The organism is Roseovarius sp. BRH_c41, from assembly GCF_000961715.1.
Classification (GTDB): Bacteria; Pseudomonadota; Alphaproteobacteria; order Rhodobacterales; family Rhodobacteraceae; genus Roseovarius.
This window is the reverse complement of the sequence record NZ_LADY01000050.1, coordinates 1-19,135: the sequence shown is the minus strand read 5'-3', so window position 1 is coordinate 19,135 and position 19,135 is coordinate 1. Positions and strand designations below refer to the sequence as shown.

Genomic DNA, 19,135 nt, shown 5'->3' with positions numbered 1-19,135 from the left:
AGGCGGGTGCCGTTTTCATATCCCTCGGACTCGTTCTCCCGATAGATGCGCAAGTCGGACAGCACTGCGAAAAAGGGTCAAGCTGAATGGACCAGATAATCGAAGCATTCACGACCGGGGCGGGCATGCTCTGGAAGGCGCTCTGGGCGCTCATCTTCGGGTATATCATCTCCGCAGGCATCCAGATTTTCGTGACACGGGATCAGATGGCGCGTGTTCTTGGCGACCGTGGTGCCAGGAAGGCAGGCATTGCCGGCTTCTTTGGGTTTGTGTCATCGTCCTGTTCCTTCGCGGCTCTTGCCGCGTCGCGTTCGATCCTCGTGAAGGGTGCGCATCCGGTCAATTCGATCGCCTTCCTGATTTCATCGACAAATCTGGTGATCGAGCTTGGAATCGTCCTTCTGGTCCTGCTGGGCTGGAAATTCATGGTGGCAAATTTCATGCTTGGCATCCTGATGACGATCTACGCCTATGCCCTCACCCTGATATGGCTTCCAAGGTCGTTTGTCGAAAGCGCAAAAGAGCATGCGGAGAAGGCCCAGTCCGACGAAGGTATGGACAGGGACCAGACCATGAAGGGTTCGTTCCGCGACAAACTGCTGTCCCGCGAAGGATGGGACCGGATCGCCCGCGCTTTCTTCATGGAATGGAAGATGGTCTGGAAGGAGATCCTCTTCGGCTTCACGGTCGCGGGTTTCATTTCCGTCTTTGTGCCGCAGAGCTTCTGGAACGCGATCTTTCTGGTCGGAGATGGCGGTGCGCAGGACGCGCCGGGCTTCCTGATCGTTCTTGAAAACGCGCTGGTGGCACCGGTCGTGGCCTTCTTCACCTTCATCGGGTCGATGGGCAATGTCCCCCTGGCTGCGATGCTCTGGTCGCGTGATGCGTCGTTCGGAGGCGTGATCGCCTTTCTCGGAGCCGATCTTGTTGCTGCCACGGTGATATGGGTGCACGCAAAATATTACGGCTGGCAGTATGCGCTCTATCTTTCAGGCTTGCTGTACCTGTGCATGGTCGCTGCGGGCATTACGGTGCATTACCTGTTCGCTCTCGTAGGGATGATCCCGACCGAGCGGCCTTCGCTTCAGGAAATGGTCCGGTTCAGCATCGATTACACGTTCTTCCTCAACCTGATCTTTCTTGTCATCGGGTCAGCACTGATCTGGCTTCACATCAGGAATGCCGAGGAAGACTAACCGATTGAGGCCAAGAATGGGAAGGTTCCCAGAAGCCAGTAGGCAAACCGGGACAATTGGCCGGTCATGATGGCAACGCCCATGATGATCATGGCGACGCCCGCGCCCTTGTAGAGCCAGCGACCGGCTTTGCCGATCTGTCTGACCCGTGCGGCGATGGCGTCGGTGAACAGCGCGGCCAGCAGGAACGGCACGCCCAGCCCTGCGGAATAGATCGACAACAGCCAGATGCCGTCCGACATACCGCCGGATGTCGAACTGAGCGTCAGGATTGCGCCGAGGATCGGCCCGATGCAGGGCGTCCATCCAAAGGCGAAGGCCAAGCCCAGGACGTAGGCTCCAAGCGGGCGACCCCCCGGAATGTCGAGTGTGAAGCGGGTGTCACGCGAGAACGCTTCCAGACGGAAGGCACCCAGCATGACCAGTCCGAACAGGATGATGATCGCCCCGCCCAGATAGTTGAGCTCAGTGCGCCAAGTCAGCAGCAACGACCCGAGCGCGCTGGCCCCGGCCCCCAACGCGACAAAGACCGTGGAGAACCCCAGAACGAAGCAGGTGCTTAGGCCAAGTGCCCCGGCGCGTGCCCGCAGGCCGACCGATCGCGTCGTGCGCAAATCCGGCTGGCCTGCGATGTAGGAAACATAGCCCGGAACCAGTGGCAGGACGCAGGGTGACAGGAAGGAAATGGCCCCCGCCAGAAAGGCCGCGAAGATGCCGATGCCGGAAATATCCATCATGCTTTATGCTCGGCGCTGAAGGGTCGCGCCGCCCACCAGAAGGCAATCAGCGGGATTACGATCCATTGCAGCACGGGCGACAGCCCTGCATCGAGGACCGGAATGATCGGCATCAGGTCCGAATAGGCCCAAGCCGCGCGGATCACGATGTTGAGCCATTCGCTGAACAGCGTATATCCCAACCCGAACACCACCGTCAGGACGGTTACCGAGCGTCGCGTCGGAGCCACGAAGGGCCAGCCACGGCCGGTCAGCATCAAGGCAAGCACCAGCGCGCTCATGGCAATCAGGATGTCGCCACCCGTGCAATGAACCGCGGCGAAGACGATCTCACCCCAGGTGCCCTCGTTCCAGATCGTGTAGAGCGGCATATGGGCGAACTCCCAGATCAGATTGGCCGGGATGATTACCGAAAAATACCGACGTAGCGCTGTCAGGGATATTCCATCCGCCGAAGATGGCATGACGCCAGTCGCGGTGACACTCATTGAAACACCCCTGTCACCCGGTCCCACCAACTGCGTTCCCGGCGTCGATGCTGGGCATTGTTGATCAACTCGCTGACATAGAGGATCAGGTTCACATTCTTGAAATCCATGCCATGGAACTTTGCGGCGAACCGCCCGCCGATATCCACGACATGGGTGACCGCACCGTGCATCATCATGTCGCTGTCGGCGGTCGTGGTGAACTCGAGCCCATAGTCCCGCGCCACAAGGCGCGTCGCGTCGTCGCTCTGATCGGGCCGTTTGGTCAGAATGACCCAGTTGCTCGGATCGAGCCCATGCCGGTCCGCGTAGTCGCGCAGAACGTCCGGCGTGTCATTCACGGGATCGGTTGTGATCGAGATGAATTGCACCAGATCCCTCATCGGCCCGTCGTTGATCGAAGCCTGGACCGCCGCGATCTTTTCCGCATGGAGCGGGCAGATATCCGGGCAGTTGGCGTAGATGAAATGCAGGATGACGACCCTTTCGCTGAAATCCGCCAAGCGCACAGGATTGCCCTCCGCATTCTGCAACTCGAAATCCGGGGCCTGTGCCGCGTCGATGGCCTGGAAGTATGGCTCCATCTCGAACATCCGGGCATCCAGATTTTCACCCGGATGATCGGCGGAGGCCGGAAAGGCGATCGTGGCCGCAAATGTCGCCAAGGCGGCGCGCCGGGTCAGATAGACAATCAACTGCATCACCTTTCGGATTGATCGGGCTTGCCACCACCCGCATCGTCGCATTTCCCGCCGGACCCGCCCTTCATGCACAGACCAAGCCCGCACATCGCGGCACAGGGTGCCAGCGAAACCAAGACAGGCGCGAGACCGATCGCGGTGAGCCATCCCCAGTTCAGCGCCATGCCGCCGCCCATAACGGTTGCCGCACCGACGAACAGCAGTCGTCTGCGCGTCAACCACCGGGGCCAGTTGCCTGCGCTTTCGATGTCGGCGGCACCCGCATCGTTGGAAGATGATATGTCGGTCATCCGGAAAATCCTTCTGAAGTTTGAGTACTGGTCATTCTGATAACTGGGCGGTCAAGGGCGGGCGGCGCTCTTTCAGGGGCGCTTATTCGATAAAGCCTCGCAAGAAGGAGACCATCTCGGGATCATCCCATTCGGCCGGGCCGACCAGTCTCCCAAGCTCCCGCCCCTGCGCGTCGATCAGGATCGTTGTCGGCAGACCGACGGTGCGCAGCGCGGTCATCGACAGCATGGTCTTGTCGACATATATCTTGAGATTGGTGACACCGATCTCGTCGTAGAAACGCCGCACGACGGGCGATCCGGCCCGGTCGATGGACAGGGCGACCACTTCGAACCGGTCGCCGCCAAGTTCCGCCTGAAGCGCATCCAGCGTCGGCATCTCTTCCCGGCATGGCACGCACCAGGTTGCCCAAACATTCACGAGGATCACCTTGCCGCGAAAATCCTCCATGTCCCCACGGCTGCCGTCCTCGGTCTCGTAGCGCACATTGATCACCGGCTGCGGCGTGTCGTGCAGTGCGAAGCCTTGCGGCCCGGCAAACGCAGCGCCGACGGACAATGCCCAGACGAGCAGCGCCGTTTTTAGATATTTCATGGCGTTGGCTCCTTGCCGGCTTGGGTTTTCAGATCACGGACGATCGGCAAAAGGGTTTCCTCCAGAATCGCTCGCGTGATGGGGCCGACATGGCGGTAGGCAATGGTGCCGTCGGACGTGATGACATAGGTTTCAGGCACGCCGTAAACACCCCACTCGATGCCCGCACGTCCGTTTATGTCGGCCCCGATGCGGGTGTAGGGATCACCCAGTTCGTCTAGCCAGGCGCGCGCCTGTTCGGGCGGATCCTTGTAGTTGATCCCGTAGAGCGGCACTTCGCCCGTGGCGCTCAATTCCATGAATAGCGGATGTTCGGCGCGGCAGGGCACGCACCACGAGGCGAAGACGTTCACCAGCGAAACATGGCCGATCAGGTCCTGCGTCGAAAGACCTTCCTCGCGGCCGAGCACCGGAGCGAGTGCAAACTCCGGTACGGGCTTGTCGATAAGCGCGGACGGCAGATCATCGCCCTCGCTGAAAAGCCCCCAGCCAAACAGGACCATAAGGGCCAAAGCCACGACGGGCACCAGCACAAAGCCGAGATTTCTCCGGCGGGGCGTGGGAACAGTCATATTGTCACGATAGCTGGTCATGGCTTTGCTTGCTGGTCCTCGCGGGTCCGCTCACTCTGAAAGGCACGTTCTTTGTCGGGCCAGGTGCTCTTGATGTAGTCGACGATCGACGTGATTTCGTCATTTGTCAGTACGCCCTCATATCCGGGCATGTCGCTTTCATAACCGGCCCCGACAATCGCCGCCGGTCCGCGTTTCACGATGTCGAACAATACGCGGTCCGTATGATGCCAGGTATGACCCGACGCATCATGCGGCGGGGCAGGCAATCTGCCGTTCGGCAATCGGGTGCGCCAATCAGGCTGCCCCTCCAGGTTTGCGCCATGGCAACTGGCACAATTCTCCTGATAGAGACGCTCGCCCATGCGCAAGTCGCTCTCCGCCGAAACGGGAGAGACCGTTGTGGCGAGCAAGACTGCGGCGAGCCTAATGGTGTTTTTCATGTCGCTTGTGCCTTCTTCTGGCTATCCAAATACAACGAGAGTGCTACTATCGATGCCACGACAAGCAGGACGCACGCCCCCAGACCAATCCCCATCGACAACAGGCCGTCGCCGTTGCTGTCGCCCTCATTCCGCATCTTGGCGCATTTCTATTTTCCGCTGTCCGAGCGGATGTATTTGACCAAGGCGATTGCCGCGAGCACCAGCACCGCCACGATGAGTAACCAAACCAGTCCCATCGCGATCATCATGCCGCCACCCATCATTCCACCATCCATCATCATGCACTTCATCCTTTGTTTTCCCTTGAAACCGGTCAGGCACGGGATCGCACCAGTCCGCGCAATTAATCATTCGACCGCATAGACGGTCGGGTTCACACCTTCTTCGACGGTGTAAATCTTGAACGGTTCCTGCTTCGCGCCCCCCATACCCGGCGATCCCAACGGCATGCCGGGAAGTGTCAGACCGGCAATGTCCGGGCGCTCATCAAGCAACTTGTTGACGACATCAATTGGCACATGACCGCTGACGACGTAGTCACCCAGAAAGGTCGTATGGCAGCCCTGGAAATCGTCCGGGATACCTGCATCACGGCTGATCTGAGCCAGATCATGGGTCGGCTTTACCTCGACCGTGAAGCCATTCTCGCGCAGGTAGTCCGCATAGCTCTCGCAGCATCCGCATTGCGGGTTCTTGTAGAGCGTGGCCTCTTGCGCTGCTGCAGGCGCGGCATTCAGGCTCATTGCAAGGACAGCGGCAGCACCTGCGGTGCCAAGACTGGCAAGTCCAATTAGTTTCTTCATCGGTTCTTTCCTTTCGTGGTGATCGTTACGTGAGATTGTTTCAGGTTTTGGTCGTGCCAGGATCGACACGTATGATGCCCATCATGCCGGCCGCCTGGTGTTCCAAGATGTGACAATGGAACATCCAGTCTCCCGGATTGTCCGCCACGAAGGCGATCTCGACCCGTTCCTCCGGTGCCATCAGGACGGTGTCCTGCCATTCGCGATGCCGTGTCGGTTGCCCGTTCCGTGTGATCACACGGAACGAATGTCCATGAAGATGCATCGGGTGATGCCACGCGGTGCGATTGTCCATCTGCAGCACATGCGACGTGCCCTGCGGCAGGACCAGCAATGGATCCATCATGTGCCCCGTTGCTGCTTTGCCGTTGATGAACCACATGTTGCCTTCGCGCATCTGCTCCATCATGGACCCCATGCCGCCGCCCATCATCATCTGCCCCATCATGCCGCCATTAAAGATGATCTGATGCCGCGTGGCAGCTTGCATATCGGGTTCGGCCAGCGGGTTGGGTGGCAGTTCCATCGACCAGTCCGGGACCGCGTCCCGTAACCGATCCGGCCCGTAGGCGAGATCGACCAGACGGTATTCCAGATCCCTGTAGAAGACATCGGTGATGGTCAGGCTCTCTCCGGGCTTGCCGGTCATATCAATCACCAGATCGACACGCATGGCCGGACCGACCACCACGATGTCATCGTCTGGTACATGAGGTGACACGGGTTGACCGTCCAGAGCGACCACGACCGGCGCAAGCCCCCCGAAATCCAGCCCGAATATCCGCGCGTTCGCTGCATTGACCAGCCGAAGGCGGATGCGTTCCCCGGATCGCACCGCGATACGGTCAGGGATCTGGCCGTTGATCGTCACGGAATTGCCGATACGACCGCCGTGCATCGCGTCGTGCCGGCTTCCGAAATCTGTCGCAATCTGTCCGTCGCCGGTCATCCGCCAGTCATCGAGCATCCAGGTCAAATCGCGATCCACGCGGATCGGGTTTGCTTCCTCGACGATCAGCGGCCCGTAAAGCCCGCGCCCGACCTGTTCCGAACTGCGCTGGTGCGGGTGATACCAGAATGTACCTGCGTCCAGCGCATCGAATTCGTAGAGAAACTCGCCACCGACCGGGATCGGGTCCTGTGTCAGGAACGGCACACCGTCCATCGCATTGGGTGTGCGAATGCCATGCCAGTGGACCGTCGTCCCTTCATTTAGCCCGTTCCGGGCCAGAACCCGAATTCGGTCTCCCTGCCGCACCCGGATCTCGGGGCCGGGGAGGGATCCGTTGTAGCTCCAGACGTCGGTAGGGCCGTAGGGTGCCGGTCGCAGGGCGGCTTGTCCGGCCGCAGCGCGTAGCAAGAATGGGTCCTCTGTCGGACCTGCCATCGCTACTCGTGCCGGTGACAGAGTGGATATGGCCGTGAAAGCGGCACCGGTGCGCAGCACGTGCCGTCGTGAAATCAGTCTGTTGAGGGTCATTACTTCTGCCTTGATCTGAAAGGGTCGCACTCAGCCAGCTTCGGCCAAGGCAACGGTCAGGCCCCGCAACAAGCGAGGCCGCTATCAGGTTCAGACAGGCAGCTTGGGAGGAAATGGATCAAGGGAGGGAACCGCGCCAATCGGGATCACAGGTCCCGCGACCGGGATGACAACACCGAAGGCCATCTCAAGCGTCATCGCTGACGTACGAGCTACGATACCGGCCGTAGTTCCCGCGCCACAAGGGACTGTACACCCACCCTCGCAGGTTATCCCGTCAGCAAATCCGATCGGATCGCATCCGCCGCAATGGTCGTCCCCGCTTTCAGCGCCCACCATCTGAGCCATTGCTGCCTCAGCCGCATTCGCTGCCGATACATCCGGCGCAACCACGGCACCGAAGCTCAATGCAAGAATCAAAATGAGGCGGAAAACGCAGATCATGCGATCCTTATGCAAGCTTCCAGTAGGGGGAGGTCAAGAAGTATCCCGTAACATAGGCGTGACATTGCCACGCGGGTACTCACTGATTGGCCAAAAGATGCCCGAGGTTGGTTTCGGGGGAAAATCTGAGGCGAGACTGCGGACTCATCCAAGGTCTGTTTCGGAGCCAGGCAACCACCCGCATCTTTTCATGCGGGTGGCTGCCCTTGTGTCAACTTGCGTCTTTGAATTCGGTGTATTCGCCGCGCACCTGGACAGTCACGGTTGCGGGCTGGCTGTCCCGATTCCGCCAGAACCATCCGTGTTCGCCGTCGAATGCCGCGATGATCTCGCCCTCGTCGCCCGTCGAACCGCGGCCCTTTTCATAGGTCACCGAATTGCCGCCGCCGTGGCCGTGCATGTCAAAATTCACCCGACCGCCATCGACCAGCATTCGGTATTCCACCGTCTGGCCCTCTTCCATGACCAGCTTCCACTCGGCACTGTCGCCGGGTGCAAGCGTAAAGGTGGTTTCGTCACGCCAGATTTCGGCGTCCTGTGCATATGCCGTGCCGACAAAAAGTCCAAAGATATCGTTCATAAGGCTCGACTGCTCTTCGGCTTCGATCTCCAACAGCCTGTCGGCTTCGGCCTCCTCCGCAAGCTGGGCTTTGATCTCACCCATCTCGCTCAGCCCGAGAACCCCGCCGATCCCGGTCGGGTCGATGTTGTATTCGGCAGGCAGCACGACGGTCACAAGGATCGCAACGGCGCTGGCCGCCGCAATGGCAGTGGAACGGATAAGCTGCGCGGAGCTGGGAAGCTCATCAAGGCTCGGTTTTTTTGCGTTAAACATTTTGGTCTCCTAAATTCTCAGGTGGCTACGAAGTAGCCGGTGATTTGCAGGCCCATGAGGATGAATCCCATGGACATCATGACGACGTTGGCGGTGTAGGCTTGGCGGAAGAAGCTTGGGGATTTCCGCCAGAAGCCCATGACGATGAGGATCACGGCAAGCGCCATGATCTGGCCAAGCTCGACGCCCACGTTGAACGCCAGAAGATTGGCCAGTAGGCCCTCTGACGCGATCTCGTAGTCTAGGATCTTCGTGGCCAGGCCCGTGCCGTGGAAGAAGCCGAAGATCAGCGTTGCGGCCTTGGTGTTCGGCTGGAACCCAAACCAGCGCTGATAAGCCCCGAGATTGTCGAGCGCCTTGTAGACGACCGAAAGGCCGATGATCGCGTCGATGATGTAGGCGTTGATGCCCCAGCCGAACCAGACACCGGCCAGCATCGTGGTCGAGTGCCCGAGGGCGAAGAGGCTGACATAGATGCCTACATCCTTCATCTTGTAGAGGAAGAAGACGACGCCGAGCAGGAACAGGATGTGATCGTATCCCGTGACCATGTGTTTGGCGCCGAGATACATGAAGGGGATGATGTTCACCCCCCAGATTTCCTGGATATAGCCTGCGTCACCTTCTGTGACGGCATGGGCAAGAGCGTTTTCCGCACCCAGGACGAGCGCCGAAAGGGCAATGAAGGACAGGATCACGATCCGGCGTATGCCGGGATCGGTCCAGCCCTGGTGGACTGTATTCATGGATTGAACTCCGCATATGTGTTGATGATCGAATGCAGCGCGCTGTTGGCACGCAGTCGATCAGACGCGCGGAGGTCTTTCGATTTGGTATGTCTGCAAGGTGTTCGACGTGGCCGAACTCAACGGCCATGCGGCTCTATAAATATCGAGCGGGTGCGGCGATCGGTCGGGGCCAGGCACGACCGCCTGACTGTGATCGTGATCGATGCTGTCATGGCTATGTCCATGCATGGCCCAGGCGAGGTCTTCTTCCAGTCCATGCGAATGACCGTGCTCAGCAACCATTTCTGCGTGCTCTTGAAGGACGCCGATGACTGAGGGTGCGTGCGAGGTTGCGGGCACCACAGACCAGAGGAGTACGGCCAAACATAAGAGTGTCGCAAACGCGGCGTTTACAACTGTCCTCAAGGTATCCATAGGATCTGCCCGTCTGCCCGTCTCTAGCGTGGTGCGTCGTGGCACCATCTTGTTCTATCCTCCCGGGGGGGATAGAACTACTTTATGACAAAACATCCAGTCCATGCAACCCATCCCGCCCTTGTCGCCCGGCTGAAACGCGCTGACGGCCATTTGCGCGCCGTGATCGAAATGATCGAGGCGGGCAAACCCTGTCTGGAGATTGCTCAGCAGATGCAAGCGGTCGAAAAGGCCGTGACGAACGCCAAGCGTGCGCTGATCCATGATCACATGGACCATTGTATCGACGTTGAAAGTTCTGAAACTGATCGCGCCGAGTTGCGGGCGATCGCCCGATATCTCTGAGGCTGACCATGCTCGATATTCTCTCCGACCGCACTTATCGGCACCTGTTTCTGGCACAGGTCGTAGCCCTTCTGGGTACCGGACTCGCCACAGTCGCACTCGGCCTGCTCGCCTTTGATCTTTCGGGCGACGGGGCGGCGCTGGTCCTCGGCACAGTCTTCACCATCAAGATGGTTGCTTATGTGGGCATCGCGCCCATTGCAGGGGCTTTCGCAGACCGCGTGCCGCGCCGCGCGCTTCTGGTGACGCTCGATCTGGTGCGTGCCGGTGTCGCGCTCGCACTGCCCTTCGTGACCGAGGTCTGGCAGGTCTACGTCCTGATCTTCCTTCTTCAATCGGCTTCCGCCGCCTTCACGCCGACCTTTCAGGCGACGATCCCGGACGTTCTGCCCGAAGAGGCGCGCTATACCCGCGCGCTGTCGCTGTCGCGGCTGGCCTACGATCTGGAAAACATCGTCAGCCCGACGCTGGCGGCCCTTCTGCTCGCGGTGATGTCCTACAATTCGCTTTTCCTCGGCACGGTCCTCGGTTTCGCCGCATCGGCCCTTCTGGTTGTTTCGGTCGTGCTGCCCAGTCCCCGCCCATCCGAGCCGCGCGGTGTCTATGACCGCACTACGCGCGGCATCCGCATCTATCTGGCCACGCCCCGCTTGCGCGGGCTCTTGGCATTGAACCTCGCGGCGGCGGCGGCAGGTGCGATGGTGCTGGTCAATACAGTCGTTCTGGTGCGCGGCTCTCTTGGCCTGTCAGAGAGCGCGCTGGCCTGGACGATGTTCGCCTTTGGCGCGGGCTCCATGACGGCGGCGCTAATCCTACCGCGCCTGCTGGACAGGCTGCCCGACCGGCCCGTAATGTTCGGCGGCGCCTCACTGATGGTAGCAACCCTTCTTGGATTGGGTGCGACGGTCCTGACCGCTGGACTTGGCTGGTCCATCCTCTTGGTGGCGTGGTTATTGGTGGGTATCGGATATTCCGCCGTTCTCACTCCTTCCGGCCGGTTGCTGCGCCGCTCCACGCATGCGGAGGACCGCCCGGCGCTCTTCGCGGCGCAGTTTGCCCTATCCCACGCCTGCTGGCTGGTGACCTATCCGCTGTCGGGCTGGCTCCTGACAGTTTATGGCGTCGTTACAGCGTTGATCGGTTTGGCGCTCCTCGCGGCTTGTGGAATGCTCGCCGCGCTGAAACTCTGGCCGTCCGGCGATCCCGTTGAGCTTGAGCACACCCACGATAATTTGCCACTCGACCATCCCCACCTAAGGGGACATCGCAGGCACAGCCATGCCTTGATCATTGACGAGAGCCATCCTCGCTGGGCCACGCATTTATAAGCCGCAGCAAGAGACGAAGACTGGACACGGGCGGTTCGTTTTCATCTGTGCGGACATTCGTGCTTCGAGCAACATTCGTCAAACTGGGCTAGATGCGCGAATTCTCTGCAAGTTTGGCGGACAGAAGCGTTGACTCTAACATAAACTGTCGGCCCCCCGACAAAGAGCACGGCTTAAGTTGCGACCCTCCACATCCGATACCGCCCCTGCCCCGTCATCTCGTGGATCAGACCACGCGCTTCCATCCAAGCAAGGTTGCGCTGGACGGCAGCCCGGCTGGCGCCGATCAGGGCCTCGGCCATCGGAGCGGACACGAGCGGCCATTCGGTAAGTACCGCGCACAAGGCCGGGGGCGTGCGGCCTGAAAGCGGGCTCATCTCGGCTTCCGCCCTCGCCGACCATGCCTCGATATCATCGAGGTGACGCATTGCGGTCAGGCATGCGGTCTCCATCCCGTCAAGCCAACGAGACAGACGGTCAGCGGGTGGGCCACCGAAGCGCAATCCTCCTGCCCCGCCCATGGCCAAAGGCGCGAAGAGTGCCCCCTTGCCCTCACTGGCCACGATCCGTGCGGCTGTGACCGCCGCTTCCATCCGGTCGCCGTGCTGCCCGAGGCCCGCGAGACTCCAGAGATGGAAGCCCATGCAAGCGCGCGTGATTGGGTGAAGATCGGCGGCTTGCGCCATGAGATCGAGCCAACCGCCCGCGCGATCCGCGAAGGGTTCGGCTTCGACGCCGAGGTTCTCGGGGTCGCGGCGGTCGAGGAAGGCGGACAGGTCCACTTCCGGTCCAGGGCCGCCTGTAAGACGCCGCACTGCCCATCCGACACGCGCGAGCGCCGCGGTGTCGTCCTGCACGCCGGACAAGCGCATGGATTTCCAGAGCGCCAGCCGATCCGGGCCAATTCGGTCGCCTACAAACCAGCTGAGGTCTGCCGCCTCCATCAGCGCGAGCCTGTGCCGCCAACCTTTCGGGCCACGGCGCAGCCGGTCGTCCAGCGCGCCGATCCGGCCAGCCACACGGGCGAGACGCGCGGCATTGCCCGCTTCTGCCTTCCGCCAATCGTCGAGGACTGCGGTTTCACGAAGCTCTGCCCTAGGTCCGGGCGGCAGATAATCCGGCTCCTCTTCCATCGGACCGGGCAGGAACCACATGTCGCATTTTCTTCACCATTTCAGCACATGATTATTACGTGATTTCTGGAAGATACCGCGATATTGCACATCATTTTTCAGCTTAAGGTTTCAATTTTGGTTCCGTATTTCAGCAAGTGGCCGCCCTGTTGGCGCACTGCCCAGCCGGTTTCGAAAGTTTCATATCGATGACGTCCGGCGGAGCGCATGCCTCGGATGAAGCTTGGGCCAAGGCGACGCGGATCGCGCGCGAGTTGGACCGGATTCTTGACGGGGCGGCGCCCGTGCGTGAGGCCGTGATGCGCGCGGCATCCGAGCTGCGGCTTTCGACACGCCAAGTCTACAACTATCTGGCGCGGTATCGGGAAGAGCGCAGGGTATCGTCCCTGCTGCCGCGAACGAGTGGGACAAGGAAACCACGGGTCAGCCCCGCTGTCGAGAGCATCATCGCGATGACCCTGCGGGAGATGTGGCTTTGCCCTGAGCAGCCAGACCTTGCACCGATCGTTGAAGAGATCCGCGCCCGCTGCGCAGAGGAAGGGCACACTCCACCCGCCTATGTCACTGTCGCCCGGCGGATCCCCATTCTGTTCGCACCGGAAGAAATTGCCCGCCGCCGCCTGTCAGATAGTAAACACCTGAACCGGCTGAAGCCGCGACCCGGCTACATCCGGGCTAACCACGCGCTCGACGTTGTCCAGATCGATCACACGCCGGCAGACATCCAGTTTGTCGAGGTGATTGATGACCACGGCGTCTTCGTTGGTCGCCCCTATCTGACCATCGCTGCAGATGTGGCCACGAGCGCGATCATCGGCTTCTGCCTGACCCTCGAGCGGCCGTCACGACTGTCTGTCGCGCTTTGTCTGGCGCACGCGATGTGCTGCAAGACTGCCTGGCTGGCAGAACGCGGCATCGATCATGCCTGGCCAATGCATGGTCGCCCGAAGCAGATCGTCGTCGATTCCGCCAAGGAGTTCCAAAGCAGCACCTTCAGCAGAGGATGCGCGGACTATGGCATCGCCATACGCATGCGGAACAAGGGCACCGTGCATCGGGGCGGAGTCGTCGAACGCCTGCTGGGGAAAGTGAACACGGCGCTGCGGGCTTTGCCGGGCAAGACGGGGCGTTCCATCGCGGATCGGGGCGACTATGCCTCGGAAGCGCGGGCACGGCTCAGCTTCGCGGATCTTGAACGCTGCATCGCGCTCGCGATCATCGACCACAACCTGAGTCAGAATGCGCGCAAGCTGACCGTTCCGGCGAAAGAGTGGGAAGATCGGTTCCAGCCGAAAGACCAGCCGATCGATGCACCTGTCGATGTGCTGCTGAATTTCCTGCCGCGCAAGACGCGGAAGATTTCACCTCAGGGCATCAGTCTCTTCGCCATCGACTATTTCGAGCCCTGGCTGGGCCGGCTGGTCGCGCGTCGTGACCGGCTGAACCCGCTCGATCTGTGCTATGATCCTCGCGACATCAGCCATGTCTACGTCAAGGATCCGGATACCCAGGCTTGGCGGCCGGTCAGGCGACGGGACGGACTGGCCGAGCCGATCACGCTCTGGCAGCACCAGGCGGATCGACAGCGGCGGCGCGAAATCCAGCGGCGCCCTGTGCAGGAGGCATCAGCGATCCGACGCGAAATCGCCGCAACTGTTGCCGCCGCCAAAACCCCCAAAAGCCGTTTGAAGGAGATGACCCGCGCCCGGCATGCCACCGAGGCAAAGAAGCCTTATGCCGACTTCGCTACGCCTTCCGCCTCGGCCCAGGCAAAGCTCGACCCGGATCGTCCGCGGCGGGTCTTCCCAATCGAGGATTGGTAAGGTGCCGGACCACCTCATGTCCGCCACCGTCCCACTCTTGCAGGCCGATGACGCAGTGCGGATCGCCCATGTGCGCGCGCCGCGCTGGATCAGCCATCCGGCGGCCGGCGCGGCGCATGACGCGATGCGACTGCTGCTTGAGCGACCGCCATCCCTGCGCCCACGCGGTTTGCTGCTTGCCGGTCCCTACCATAACGGCAAGACCATGATCGCCGAACGCTTCGCCGTCGAACATCTGCGTGCTGCCGACCAACAAAAGGTGTGGGTGATTCAGACCCGGGAAGGTGCAGGGCTGTCGCATTTCTATGCCAGCATCCTGTCCGGATTGCGCGCGCCACAAGCCGCGGGCTGGCGCAGCCTGGCCCGCGCCGGCGATCAGGTCGATCATCTTCTGGAGCGCCTGAAGCCGCGCCTTTTGATCTTCGACGAGTTCCACAGCGCGTTGCGCGGGCGGCGCCAAGATGTGAAGGCCATCTTCTCGTTCTTGCGGCGGATCGCACGGGTGCATGACATCTCACCCGTCCTTGTCGGCGAAATCGCGATCTACGATGCGGTTCATGATACGGACGAAATGGGCTCACGTTTCGATACGATCCCCATTCCACGATGGGCGTATGACGAGGAGTTCGCGACGCTTCTCGACAGCCTGGAAGCCAGTCTGCCGCTCGCAAAAGCTTCCGATCTGTCGCGCGAACCCTTGGCGAAGATCATCCACGATCTGTCAGAGGGGCTGATCGGCGAGGTTGTCGAGATCGTCACCCGGGCCGCAGTTGCGGCCATCTCGCGCGGTGAGGACCGGATCACGGGCGCAACCCTGTCGGACCTTGGCTATGTGCCTCTTTCGAGGCGCCGCAATTCGGCTTTGCGTCACGAGATGACATGAGGTTTGGGCCGACCGGGATCTCCGTCACACCTGCAGAGCGGTATGAAAGTGCGGCGGGAAACCGTTGGCCCATGAGCATTATGCCCGCACCAGGTGAACTTCTGTCGAGTTGGCTGCACCGCCTCGCTTACGCAAACGGCATACCTCCGCACTATTTTGGTGCGCTTCTCGGAGCGCCGGGCGAGAACTGGTCGGCACGGCTTGATCGGGCGTTGCCCGATCGCATCCTGCGGCTTTTGGGGGAGCATACCCACATACCCTTGGAAGACATCGCGGCTCTGACCGTTGCTCCCGACCCTTTGGCTGTGCTGCGTTTGCCCCTGCGGCCAGGGTCTCAGCAGACCTGCGCACCCGGGAGGCAGGTTACCTGGCTGCAGTTCTGTCCCGCTTGTCTGGCGGAAGACGAAACGCCCTATTTTCGCCGAGGCTGGAGCCTGGCGACACGCGTTTCTTGCTTTCGCCATGGCTGCCGACTTCGGGACAGGTGCCCATCCTGCGGACAAGGATTGGCTCCGTTCAGCCAGAAGCGTCTTGTACCGCATCAGATCTGCGCCTGGTGCGGCGCGGCCCTCTGCAAACGCACCCGTCCCGCCGCCAACGGAGTTCGGCGTCTGGAGCGCCTGATCGACGATCTGCTTCGTTTGCATGCAGCAGGGCATCGAATGGCAGAGGGGCGATCACTCCCGGACCTTCTTGGATCAGCCTGCTTTCAATTTGGTAAAAAGCGCATGTCCATCGCGCGCCTCCCTCATCGAGATCGCTATCATCTGCTTCGGCAATTGACGGAAGGGCGGTCGACGCCTTTCGGAACGCGAAGAAGTCCCGCGATCTCTTATTGGAAACGTGTCGCTCAGGCTGCGCCAGCTTGGAGCGGACTGGTCACATCCTTCAGCGATGCCGTCCTGCCTAGGCCCAAAGCTGGGCCTTGCTCTACCACCGCTGGCCCGCATTTGGCGGATCTCGTTCAGGCGGCCGCGCGGCTCCATCAGCAGCGGCAGGTGCCCTGATGGTCTGAAGCAGGTTTCAAGGGCGCGCGGCCAGCCCAGCGTCATTCAGCTGTTCAGCGTCTGGCAGGTCGCGCAAGCTCTCCATACCGAAAGCTGCGAGGAACGCGTCTGTGGTCACAAAGGTATAGGGGGCACCACGACGCGGCGCGCGCGGCCCAGTTCCAATCAGACCGTGTGCATGCAGCCGCCCGATCAGATCCCGGCTGATCTCTTTGCCAAAGATATCCTTCAGCCCGTCGCGGGTGATCGGCTGGTGGTAGGCGATCGCCGCCAAAATCGCGACGTCGAACTCGTTCAGGTCCAGCAGTTGGTCGCTCACATCAGCAGCGGCGCGGATCGCAGGCGCGTAAACAGGCCGCGTCCGGAACATCCACCCCCCTGCGACCATGGCAATCTCGAACGCACGCCCTTCCAGATCGGCGGCCAGATCCTCGACCAGCAGATCAACCGAGGCCGCCTGCCCCACTATGCGCGCCAGATCCGCACGCGGCACCGGCGCGGCGGAGGCAAACAGCACCGCCTCGATCCGGCGCATCCATTCGCGCCAGCGCAGCTCGGGCGGCAGGTCGGACAACTCGCGGTCAAGCTCGGGTTCGGAGCGATCCTTGGCCATCACTACACCCCGTAGAGCCGGAAGGTGTCGCGGCCGGTCAGTTCGCGCACAGCGCCGAGATCGACCAGCCGGTCGCAGAGCCGCCGCGCCGCGCGGTCCGCCAAAGGCAAGGCTGAAGGCGCCACGGCATCGCGGCTCAGGAACATCGCGACCGCGTCGCCCGCACCCTTGGCCCGCAGCTTCGGTGCAACCGCTTTGAGATGCGCCGTCCGCCGCGCGAGATCTGCGGCGAGACGCACGGCCTCGCGGGTCGATGAGATGAGCGCGCGATGACAGGCCAGGCGCAAATCGTCACCCCGCTTGCGCAGGTCTGTGCGTTTCAAACCCGCGGCGAGTAGCGGCACAAGATGATCCCAACCGAGCGTCTGCGCGAGCGCGGCATCCGCGAAGACCAGCGCGGGCACCTCGGCACGCGGTGCTACCGTCAGGACTGTCTCCAAAACCATCGCGGCGCGGCGCACCGGCGCCCCCTGCCCCGTATCGAACCACTCGGCAATCTGTCGCGGGTCGAGGCTCGGCAAGGCCCGCGCCAGAGCCTTGACAGACACCGGTCGTTCAGCGGCGCGACGCCAAGAAAGATATGTCTCCCCCGCGGGACCAGGTAGATCGCCAGAGCGCAGAAGATGAATCGCGTCGCGCAGCTCTGGGGCTCTTTCCGGACGACCAGAAAACCCGACACATGCCTCGGCCGCTCGCAGCGCCAGCCGATCCCGCAACAAGGCTTTGGGGACCTCTTCGCGTCCCAACACAAGATGCAGGTGGTTCAGCGCCGCGCCCGACAAAAACGCCACATCTTCAAAGGCTTCAGGACGTGCCGAGGTGACCCATGCGGGCATCCGGGGTAGAGTGTCTGTGTCGATGGAGTGATCCGGTCGGGCAAATGTCATGACTGAAGCCTAAACCATCGCGGCGCTTTGCTCCAGAAAATAGCACAGAAAACGCCTCACTCTATCTTTTGCCATAATGTCCAATAACCTTGCGTTATCGGACGTAAAAATGATATGCTCAAAAACATGAGCAGTATTACGAATAACGGCACCAAAATCGAGGATTCCGACGCGTCTGACGCAGAGATTTCGAGCTCAGCGTCCTATGACTCGCTGGACAGTGACGAACACGACGAGAGAACCTCTCGGGACCGAGCCTCAATCGCTCTGCCCGCCCATGTGGCCGGCTCCGGCGCGCTCGACCGGCTGATCGACACCGCGCGCGATTACGCCGAGGCCTCTACAGCTGAGAACACCAACAAGGCCTACTCGGCCGACTGGAAAAACTTCACCCGCTGGTGCCGGCTGAAAGGGACGGATCCCCTGCCCCCCTCGCCCGAGATGGTCGGGCTCTATGTGGCGGACCTGGCCGCCGCGACCGGGAAGGCCCCTGCTCTCTCGGTCTCCACCATTGAGCGGCGCCTCTCCGGCCTCGCTTGGAACTACAGGCAGCGCGGGTTCACTCTTGATCGCAAGGACCGCCACATCGCCACTGTTCTGGCTGGGATCAAACGCAAGCATGCGCGCCCGCCGGTTCAGAAGGAAGCTATCCTGCCTGACGATATCCAGGCCATGGTGGCCACCCTGCCCTACGATCTCCGCGGGCTCCGAGACCGGGCGATCTTGCTTTTGGGTTATGCTGGAGGTCTCCGTCGCTCCGAGATCGTCAGCCTCGATGTACACAAGGATGATACACCGGACTCCGGCGGCTGGATGGAGATCTTCGAAGGAGGTGTTCTGTTGACGCTAAACGCCAAGACCGGGTGGCGCGAGGTCGAGGTCGGGCGTGGCTCAAGCGACCAGACCTGCCCCGTCCATGCGCTGGAGCAATGGCTACACTTCGCGAAGATCGACTTTGGGCCGGTTTTCGTGCGCACCTCGCGGGACGGCAAACATGCCCTCGAGACCCGCCTTTCCGACAAGCACGTCGCACGACTGATCAAGGCAACCGTTCTGAAGAGCGACGTCAGATCCGATCTGCCGGAAGCCAAACGACTGGCAATGTTCTCCGGGCATTCCTTACGCGCCGGACTCGCCTCGTCGGCAGAGGTTGATGAGCGCTATGTTCAAAAGCAACTTGGACATGCCTCCGCCGAGATGACCCGGCGCTACCAGCGCAGGCGCGACAGGTTCCGGGTGAACCTGACCAAAGCCGCAGGGCTGTGAAGCTCAGGAACCTTGACGTGTTGGTGAAGCGCTAAGGTGAAATTCCAGCGCTTCAGTTTCAGCTTACTGCTTCAATTGAAATCGGGAACTAAACGCGACA

22 protein-coding genes are annotated in these 19,135 nt (G+C 61.1%); 7 read left to right on the top strand and 15 right to left on the bottom strand.

Going from position 1 to position 19,135, the window contains the following annotated elements; genetic code table 11:
• Positions 1-86 precede the first annotated feature (86 nt).
• Positions 87-1,196 (top strand): permease, encoded by a 1,110-nt coding sequence (locus VR71_RS14400; RefSeq protein WP_007121398.1) that lies wholly within the window; start codon positions 87-89, stop codon positions 1,194-1,196.
• Here the strand turns inward: VR71_RS14400 and VR71_RS14395 are convergent.
• The 12 genes from VR71_RS14395 to VR71_RS14340 form a co-directional block, all read right to left on the bottom strand.
• Positions 1,193-1,933, bottom strand: coding sequence for a cytochrome c biogenesis protein CcdA (locus VR71_RS14395; RefSeq protein ID WP_040652296.1), 741 nt, complete (start codon positions 1,931-1,933; stop codon positions 1,193-1,195). The two genes, VR71_RS14400 and VR71_RS14395, sit on opposite strands and share 4 nt — an antisense overlap.
• Positions 1,930-2,421, bottom strand: coding sequence for a hypothetical protein (locus VR71_RS14390; RefSeq protein ID WP_007121400.1), 492 nt, complete (start codon positions 2,419-2,421; stop codon positions 1,930-1,932). Before VR71_RS14390 ends, VR71_RS14395 begins: the two co-directional genes overlap by 4 nt.
• Positions 2,418-3,122 carry an SCO family protein gene (locus VR71_RS14385; RefSeq protein ID WP_045685125.1) on the bottom strand — a complete coding sequence of 235 codons (705 nt, stop codon included), beginning with the start codon at positions 3,120-3,122 and terminating at the stop codon, positions 2,418-2,420. The genes VR71_RS14390 and VR71_RS14385 overlap by 4 nt, the downstream gene beginning before the upstream one ends.
• Complete coding sequence (locus tag VR71_RS14380) at positions 3,122-3,412, bottom strand: hypothetical protein (RefSeq protein WP_007121402.1); 291 nt, start codon at positions 3,410-3,412, stop codon at positions 3,122-3,124. The genes VR71_RS14385 and VR71_RS14380 overlap by 1 nt, the downstream gene beginning before the upstream one ends.
• Positions 3,413-3,494: 82 nt before the next feature.
• Positions 3,495-4,007, bottom strand: a complete 513-nt coding sequence (locus VR71_RS14375; protein ID WP_037275463.1) for a TlpA disulfide reductase family protein — start codon at positions 4,005-4,007, stop codon at positions 3,495-3,497.
• Positions 4,004-4,600: a DsbE family thiol:disulfide interchange protein gene (locus tag VR71_RS14370; protein ID WP_009820201.1), complete on the bottom strand. Its 597-nt coding sequence runs from the start codon at positions 4,598-4,600 to the stop codon at positions 4,004-4,006. Before VR71_RS14370 ends, VR71_RS14375 begins: the two co-directional genes overlap by 4 nt.
• Positions 4,597-5,022, bottom strand: a complete 426-nt coding sequence (locus VR71_RS14365) for a c-type cytochrome (protein WP_045685118.1) — start codon at positions 5,020-5,022, stop codon at positions 4,597-4,599. Before VR71_RS14365 ends, VR71_RS14370 begins: the two co-directional genes overlap by 4 nt.
• Positions 5,023-5,171: 149 nt before the next feature.
• On the bottom strand, positions 5,172-5,306 hold the full coding sequence (locus VR71_RS25070; RefSeq protein ID WP_007121580.1) for a hypothetical protein: 135 nt from the start codon (positions 5,304-5,306) through the stop codon (positions 5,172-5,174).
• 66 nt (positions 5,307-5,372) lie between these two features.
• Entirely contained in the window at positions 5,373-5,828 is a 456-nt protein-coding gene (locus VR71_RS14360; protein ID WP_009820203.1) for a DUF411 domain-containing protein, read from the bottom strand.
• Positions 5,829-5,868: 40 nt separating this feature from the next.
• Positions 5,869-7,308 carry a multicopper oxidase family protein gene (locus VR71_RS14355; RefSeq protein WP_075571762.1) on the bottom strand — a complete coding sequence of 480 codons (1,440 nt, stop codon included), beginning with the start codon at positions 7,306-7,308 and terminating at the stop codon, positions 5,869-5,871.
• A gap of 655 nt (positions 7,309-7,963) precedes the next feature.
• Entirely contained in the window at positions 7,964-8,587 is a 624-nt protein-coding gene (locus VR71_RS14345) for a hypothetical protein (protein WP_037275469.1), read from the bottom strand.
• 17 nt (positions 8,588-8,604) lie between these two features.
• Positions 8,605-9,333 carry a HupE/UreJ family protein gene (locus VR71_RS14340; RefSeq protein WP_009820205.1) on the bottom strand — a complete coding sequence of 243 codons (729 nt, stop codon included), beginning with the start codon at positions 9,331-9,333 and terminating at the stop codon, positions 8,605-8,607.
• Positions 9,334-9,834: 501 nt separating this feature from the next.
• On the opposite strand from VR71_RS14340, the gene VR71_RS14335 reads away from it, so the two are divergent.
• Positions 9,835-10,095 (top strand): metal-sensing transcriptional repressor, encoded by a 261-nt coding sequence (locus VR71_RS14335; RefSeq protein WP_007120627.1) that lies wholly within the window; start codon positions 9,835-9,837, stop codon positions 10,093-10,095.
• An 8-nt stretch (positions 10,096-10,103) separates the two neighbouring features.
• Positions 10,104-11,423 carry an MFS transporter gene (locus VR71_RS14330; protein WP_045685098.1) on the top strand — a complete coding sequence of 440 codons (1,320 nt, stop codon included), beginning with the start codon at positions 10,104-10,106 and terminating at the stop codon, positions 11,421-11,423.
• A 173-nt stretch (positions 11,424-11,596) separates the two neighbouring features.
• Here the strand turns inward: VR71_RS14330 and VR71_RS14325 are convergent, their stop codons facing one another.
• Positions 11,597-12,577 carry a hypothetical protein gene (locus VR71_RS14325; protein WP_296430450.1) on the bottom strand — a complete coding sequence of 327 codons (981 nt, stop codon included), beginning with the start codon at positions 12,575-12,577 and terminating at the stop codon, positions 11,597-11,599.
• A gap of 167 nt (positions 12,578-12,744) precedes the next feature.
• Here VR71_RS14325 and VR71_RS14320 point away from each other — a divergent pair, with 167 nt between their 5' ends.
• From VR71_RS14320 to VR71_RS25575, 3 genes are read left to right on the top strand one after another with little or no spacing between them, the layout of a single operon-like run.
• Positions 12,745-14,379, top strand: coding sequence for a Mu transposase C-terminal domain-containing protein (locus VR71_RS14320; protein WP_045685094.1), 1,635 nt, complete (start codon positions 12,745-12,747; stop codon positions 14,377-14,379).
• Between the two features lie 37 nt (positions 14,380-14,416).
• Positions 14,417-15,262 carry a TniB family NTP-binding protein gene (locus VR71_RS14315; protein ID WP_296430448.1) on the top strand — a complete coding sequence of 282 codons (846 nt, stop codon included), beginning with the start codon at positions 14,417-14,419 and terminating at the stop codon, positions 15,260-15,262.
• Positions 15,259-16,269, top strand: a complete 1,011-nt coding sequence (locus VR71_RS25575; protein WP_367118659.1) for a TniQ family protein — start codon at positions 15,259-15,261, stop codon at positions 16,267-16,269. Before VR71_RS14315 ends, VR71_RS25575 begins: the two co-directional genes overlap by 4 nt.
• A 16-nt stretch (positions 16,270-16,285) precedes the next feature.
• Here VR71_RS25575 and VR71_RS14310 read toward each other — a convergent pair whose 3' ends face one another.
• Complete coding sequence (locus tag VR71_RS14310; protein WP_045685089.1) at positions 16,286-16,882, bottom strand: SMC-Scp complex subunit ScpB; 597 nt, start codon at positions 16,880-16,882, stop codon at positions 16,286-16,288.
• A gap of 2 nt (positions 16,883-16,884) precedes the next feature.
• Entirely contained in the window at positions 16,885-17,769 is an 885-nt protein-coding gene (locus tag VR71_RS14305; RefSeq protein ID WP_045685086.1) for a DUF1403 family protein, read from the bottom strand.
• Positions 17,770-17,883: 114 nt separating this feature from the next.
• On the opposite strand from VR71_RS14305, the gene VR71_RS14300 reads away from it, so the two are divergent.
• Positions 17,884-19,035, top strand: a complete 1,152-nt coding sequence (locus VR71_RS14300; protein ID WP_296430446.1) for a tyrosine-type recombinase/integrase — start codon at positions 17,884-17,886, stop codon at positions 19,033-19,035.
• Positions 19,036-19,135 lie beyond the last annotated feature (100 nt).

Coding starts and splice junctions, on each gene's coding strand:
- VR71_RS14345 (WP_037275469.1), bottom strand. CDS start 8,587: ATGTTTAACGCAAAAAAACCGAGCCTTGATGAGCTTCCCAGCTCCGCG.
- VR71_RS14390 (WP_007121400.1), bottom strand. CDS start 2,421: ATGAGTGTCACCGCGACTGGCGTCATGCCATCTTCGGCGGATGGAATA.
- VR71_RS14300 (WP_296430446.1), top strand. CDS start 17,884: ATGCTCAAAAACATGAGCAGTATTACGAATAACGGCACCAAAATCGAG.
- VR71_RS14370 (WP_009820201.1), bottom strand. CDS start 4,600: ATGACCAGCTATCGTGACAATATGACTGTTCCCACGCCCCGCCGGAGA.
- VR71_RS14310 (WP_045685089.1), bottom strand. CDS start 16,882: ATGGCCAAGGATCGCTCCGAACCCGAGCTTGACCGCGAGTTGTCCGAC.
- VR71_RS14380 (WP_007121402.1), bottom strand. CDS start 3,412: ATGACCGACATATCATCTTCCAACGATGCGGGTGCCGCCGACATCGAA.
- VR71_RS14330 (WP_045685098.1), top strand. CDS start 10,104: ATGCTCGATATTCTCTCCGACCGCACTTATCGGCACCTGTTTCTGGCA.
- VR71_RS14400 (WP_007121398.1), top strand. CDS start 87: ATGGACCAGATAATCGAAGCATTCACGACCGGGGCGGGCATGCTCTGG.
- VR71_RS25575 (WP_367118659.1), top strand. CDS start 15,259: ATGAGGTTTGGGCCGACCGGGATCTCCGTCACACCTGCAGAGCGGTAT.
- VR71_RS14325 (WP_296430450.1), bottom strand. CDS start 12,577: ATGTGGTTCCTGCCCGGTCCGATGGAAGAGGAGCCGGATTATCTGCCG.
- VR71_RS14375 (WP_037275463.1), bottom strand. CDS start 4,007: ATGAAATATCTAAAAACGGCGCTGCTCGTCTGGGCATTGTCCGTCGGC.
- VR71_RS14355 (WP_075571762.1), bottom strand. CDS start 7,308: ATGACCCTCAACAGACTGATTTCACGACGGCACGTGCTGCGCACCGGT.
- VR71_RS14365 (WP_045685118.1), bottom strand. CDS start 5,022: ATGAAAAACACCATTAGGCTCGCCGCAGTCTTGCTCGCCACAACGGTC.
- VR71_RS14385 (WP_045685125.1), bottom strand. CDS start 3,122: ATGCAGTTGATTGTCTATCTGACCCGGCGCGCCGCCTTGGCGACATTT.
- VR71_RS14395 (WP_040652296.1), bottom strand. CDS start 1,933: ATGATGGATATTTCCGGCATCGGCATCTTCGCGGCCTTTCTGGCGGGG.
- VR71_RS14335 (WP_007120627.1), top strand. CDS start 9,835: ATGACAAAACATCCAGTCCATGCAACCCATCCCGCCCTTGTCGCCCGG.
- VR71_RS14320 (WP_045685094.1), top strand. CDS start 12,745: ATGACGTCCGGCGGAGCGCATGCCTCGGATGAAGCTTGGGCCAAGGCG.
- VR71_RS14305 (WP_045685086.1), bottom strand. CDS start 17,769: ATGACATTTGCCCGACCGGATCACTCCATCGACACAGACACTCTACCC.
- VR71_RS14360 (WP_009820203.1), bottom strand. CDS start 5,828: ATGAAGAAACTAATTGGACTTGCCAGTCTTGGCACCGCAGGTGCTGCC.
- VR71_RS14340 (WP_009820205.1), bottom strand. CDS start 9,333: ATGAATACAGTCCACCAGGGCTGGACCGATCCCGGCATACGCCGGATC.
- VR71_RS25070 (WP_007121580.1), bottom strand. CDS start 5,306: ATGATGATGGATGGTGGAATGATGGGTGGCGGCATGATGATCGCGATG.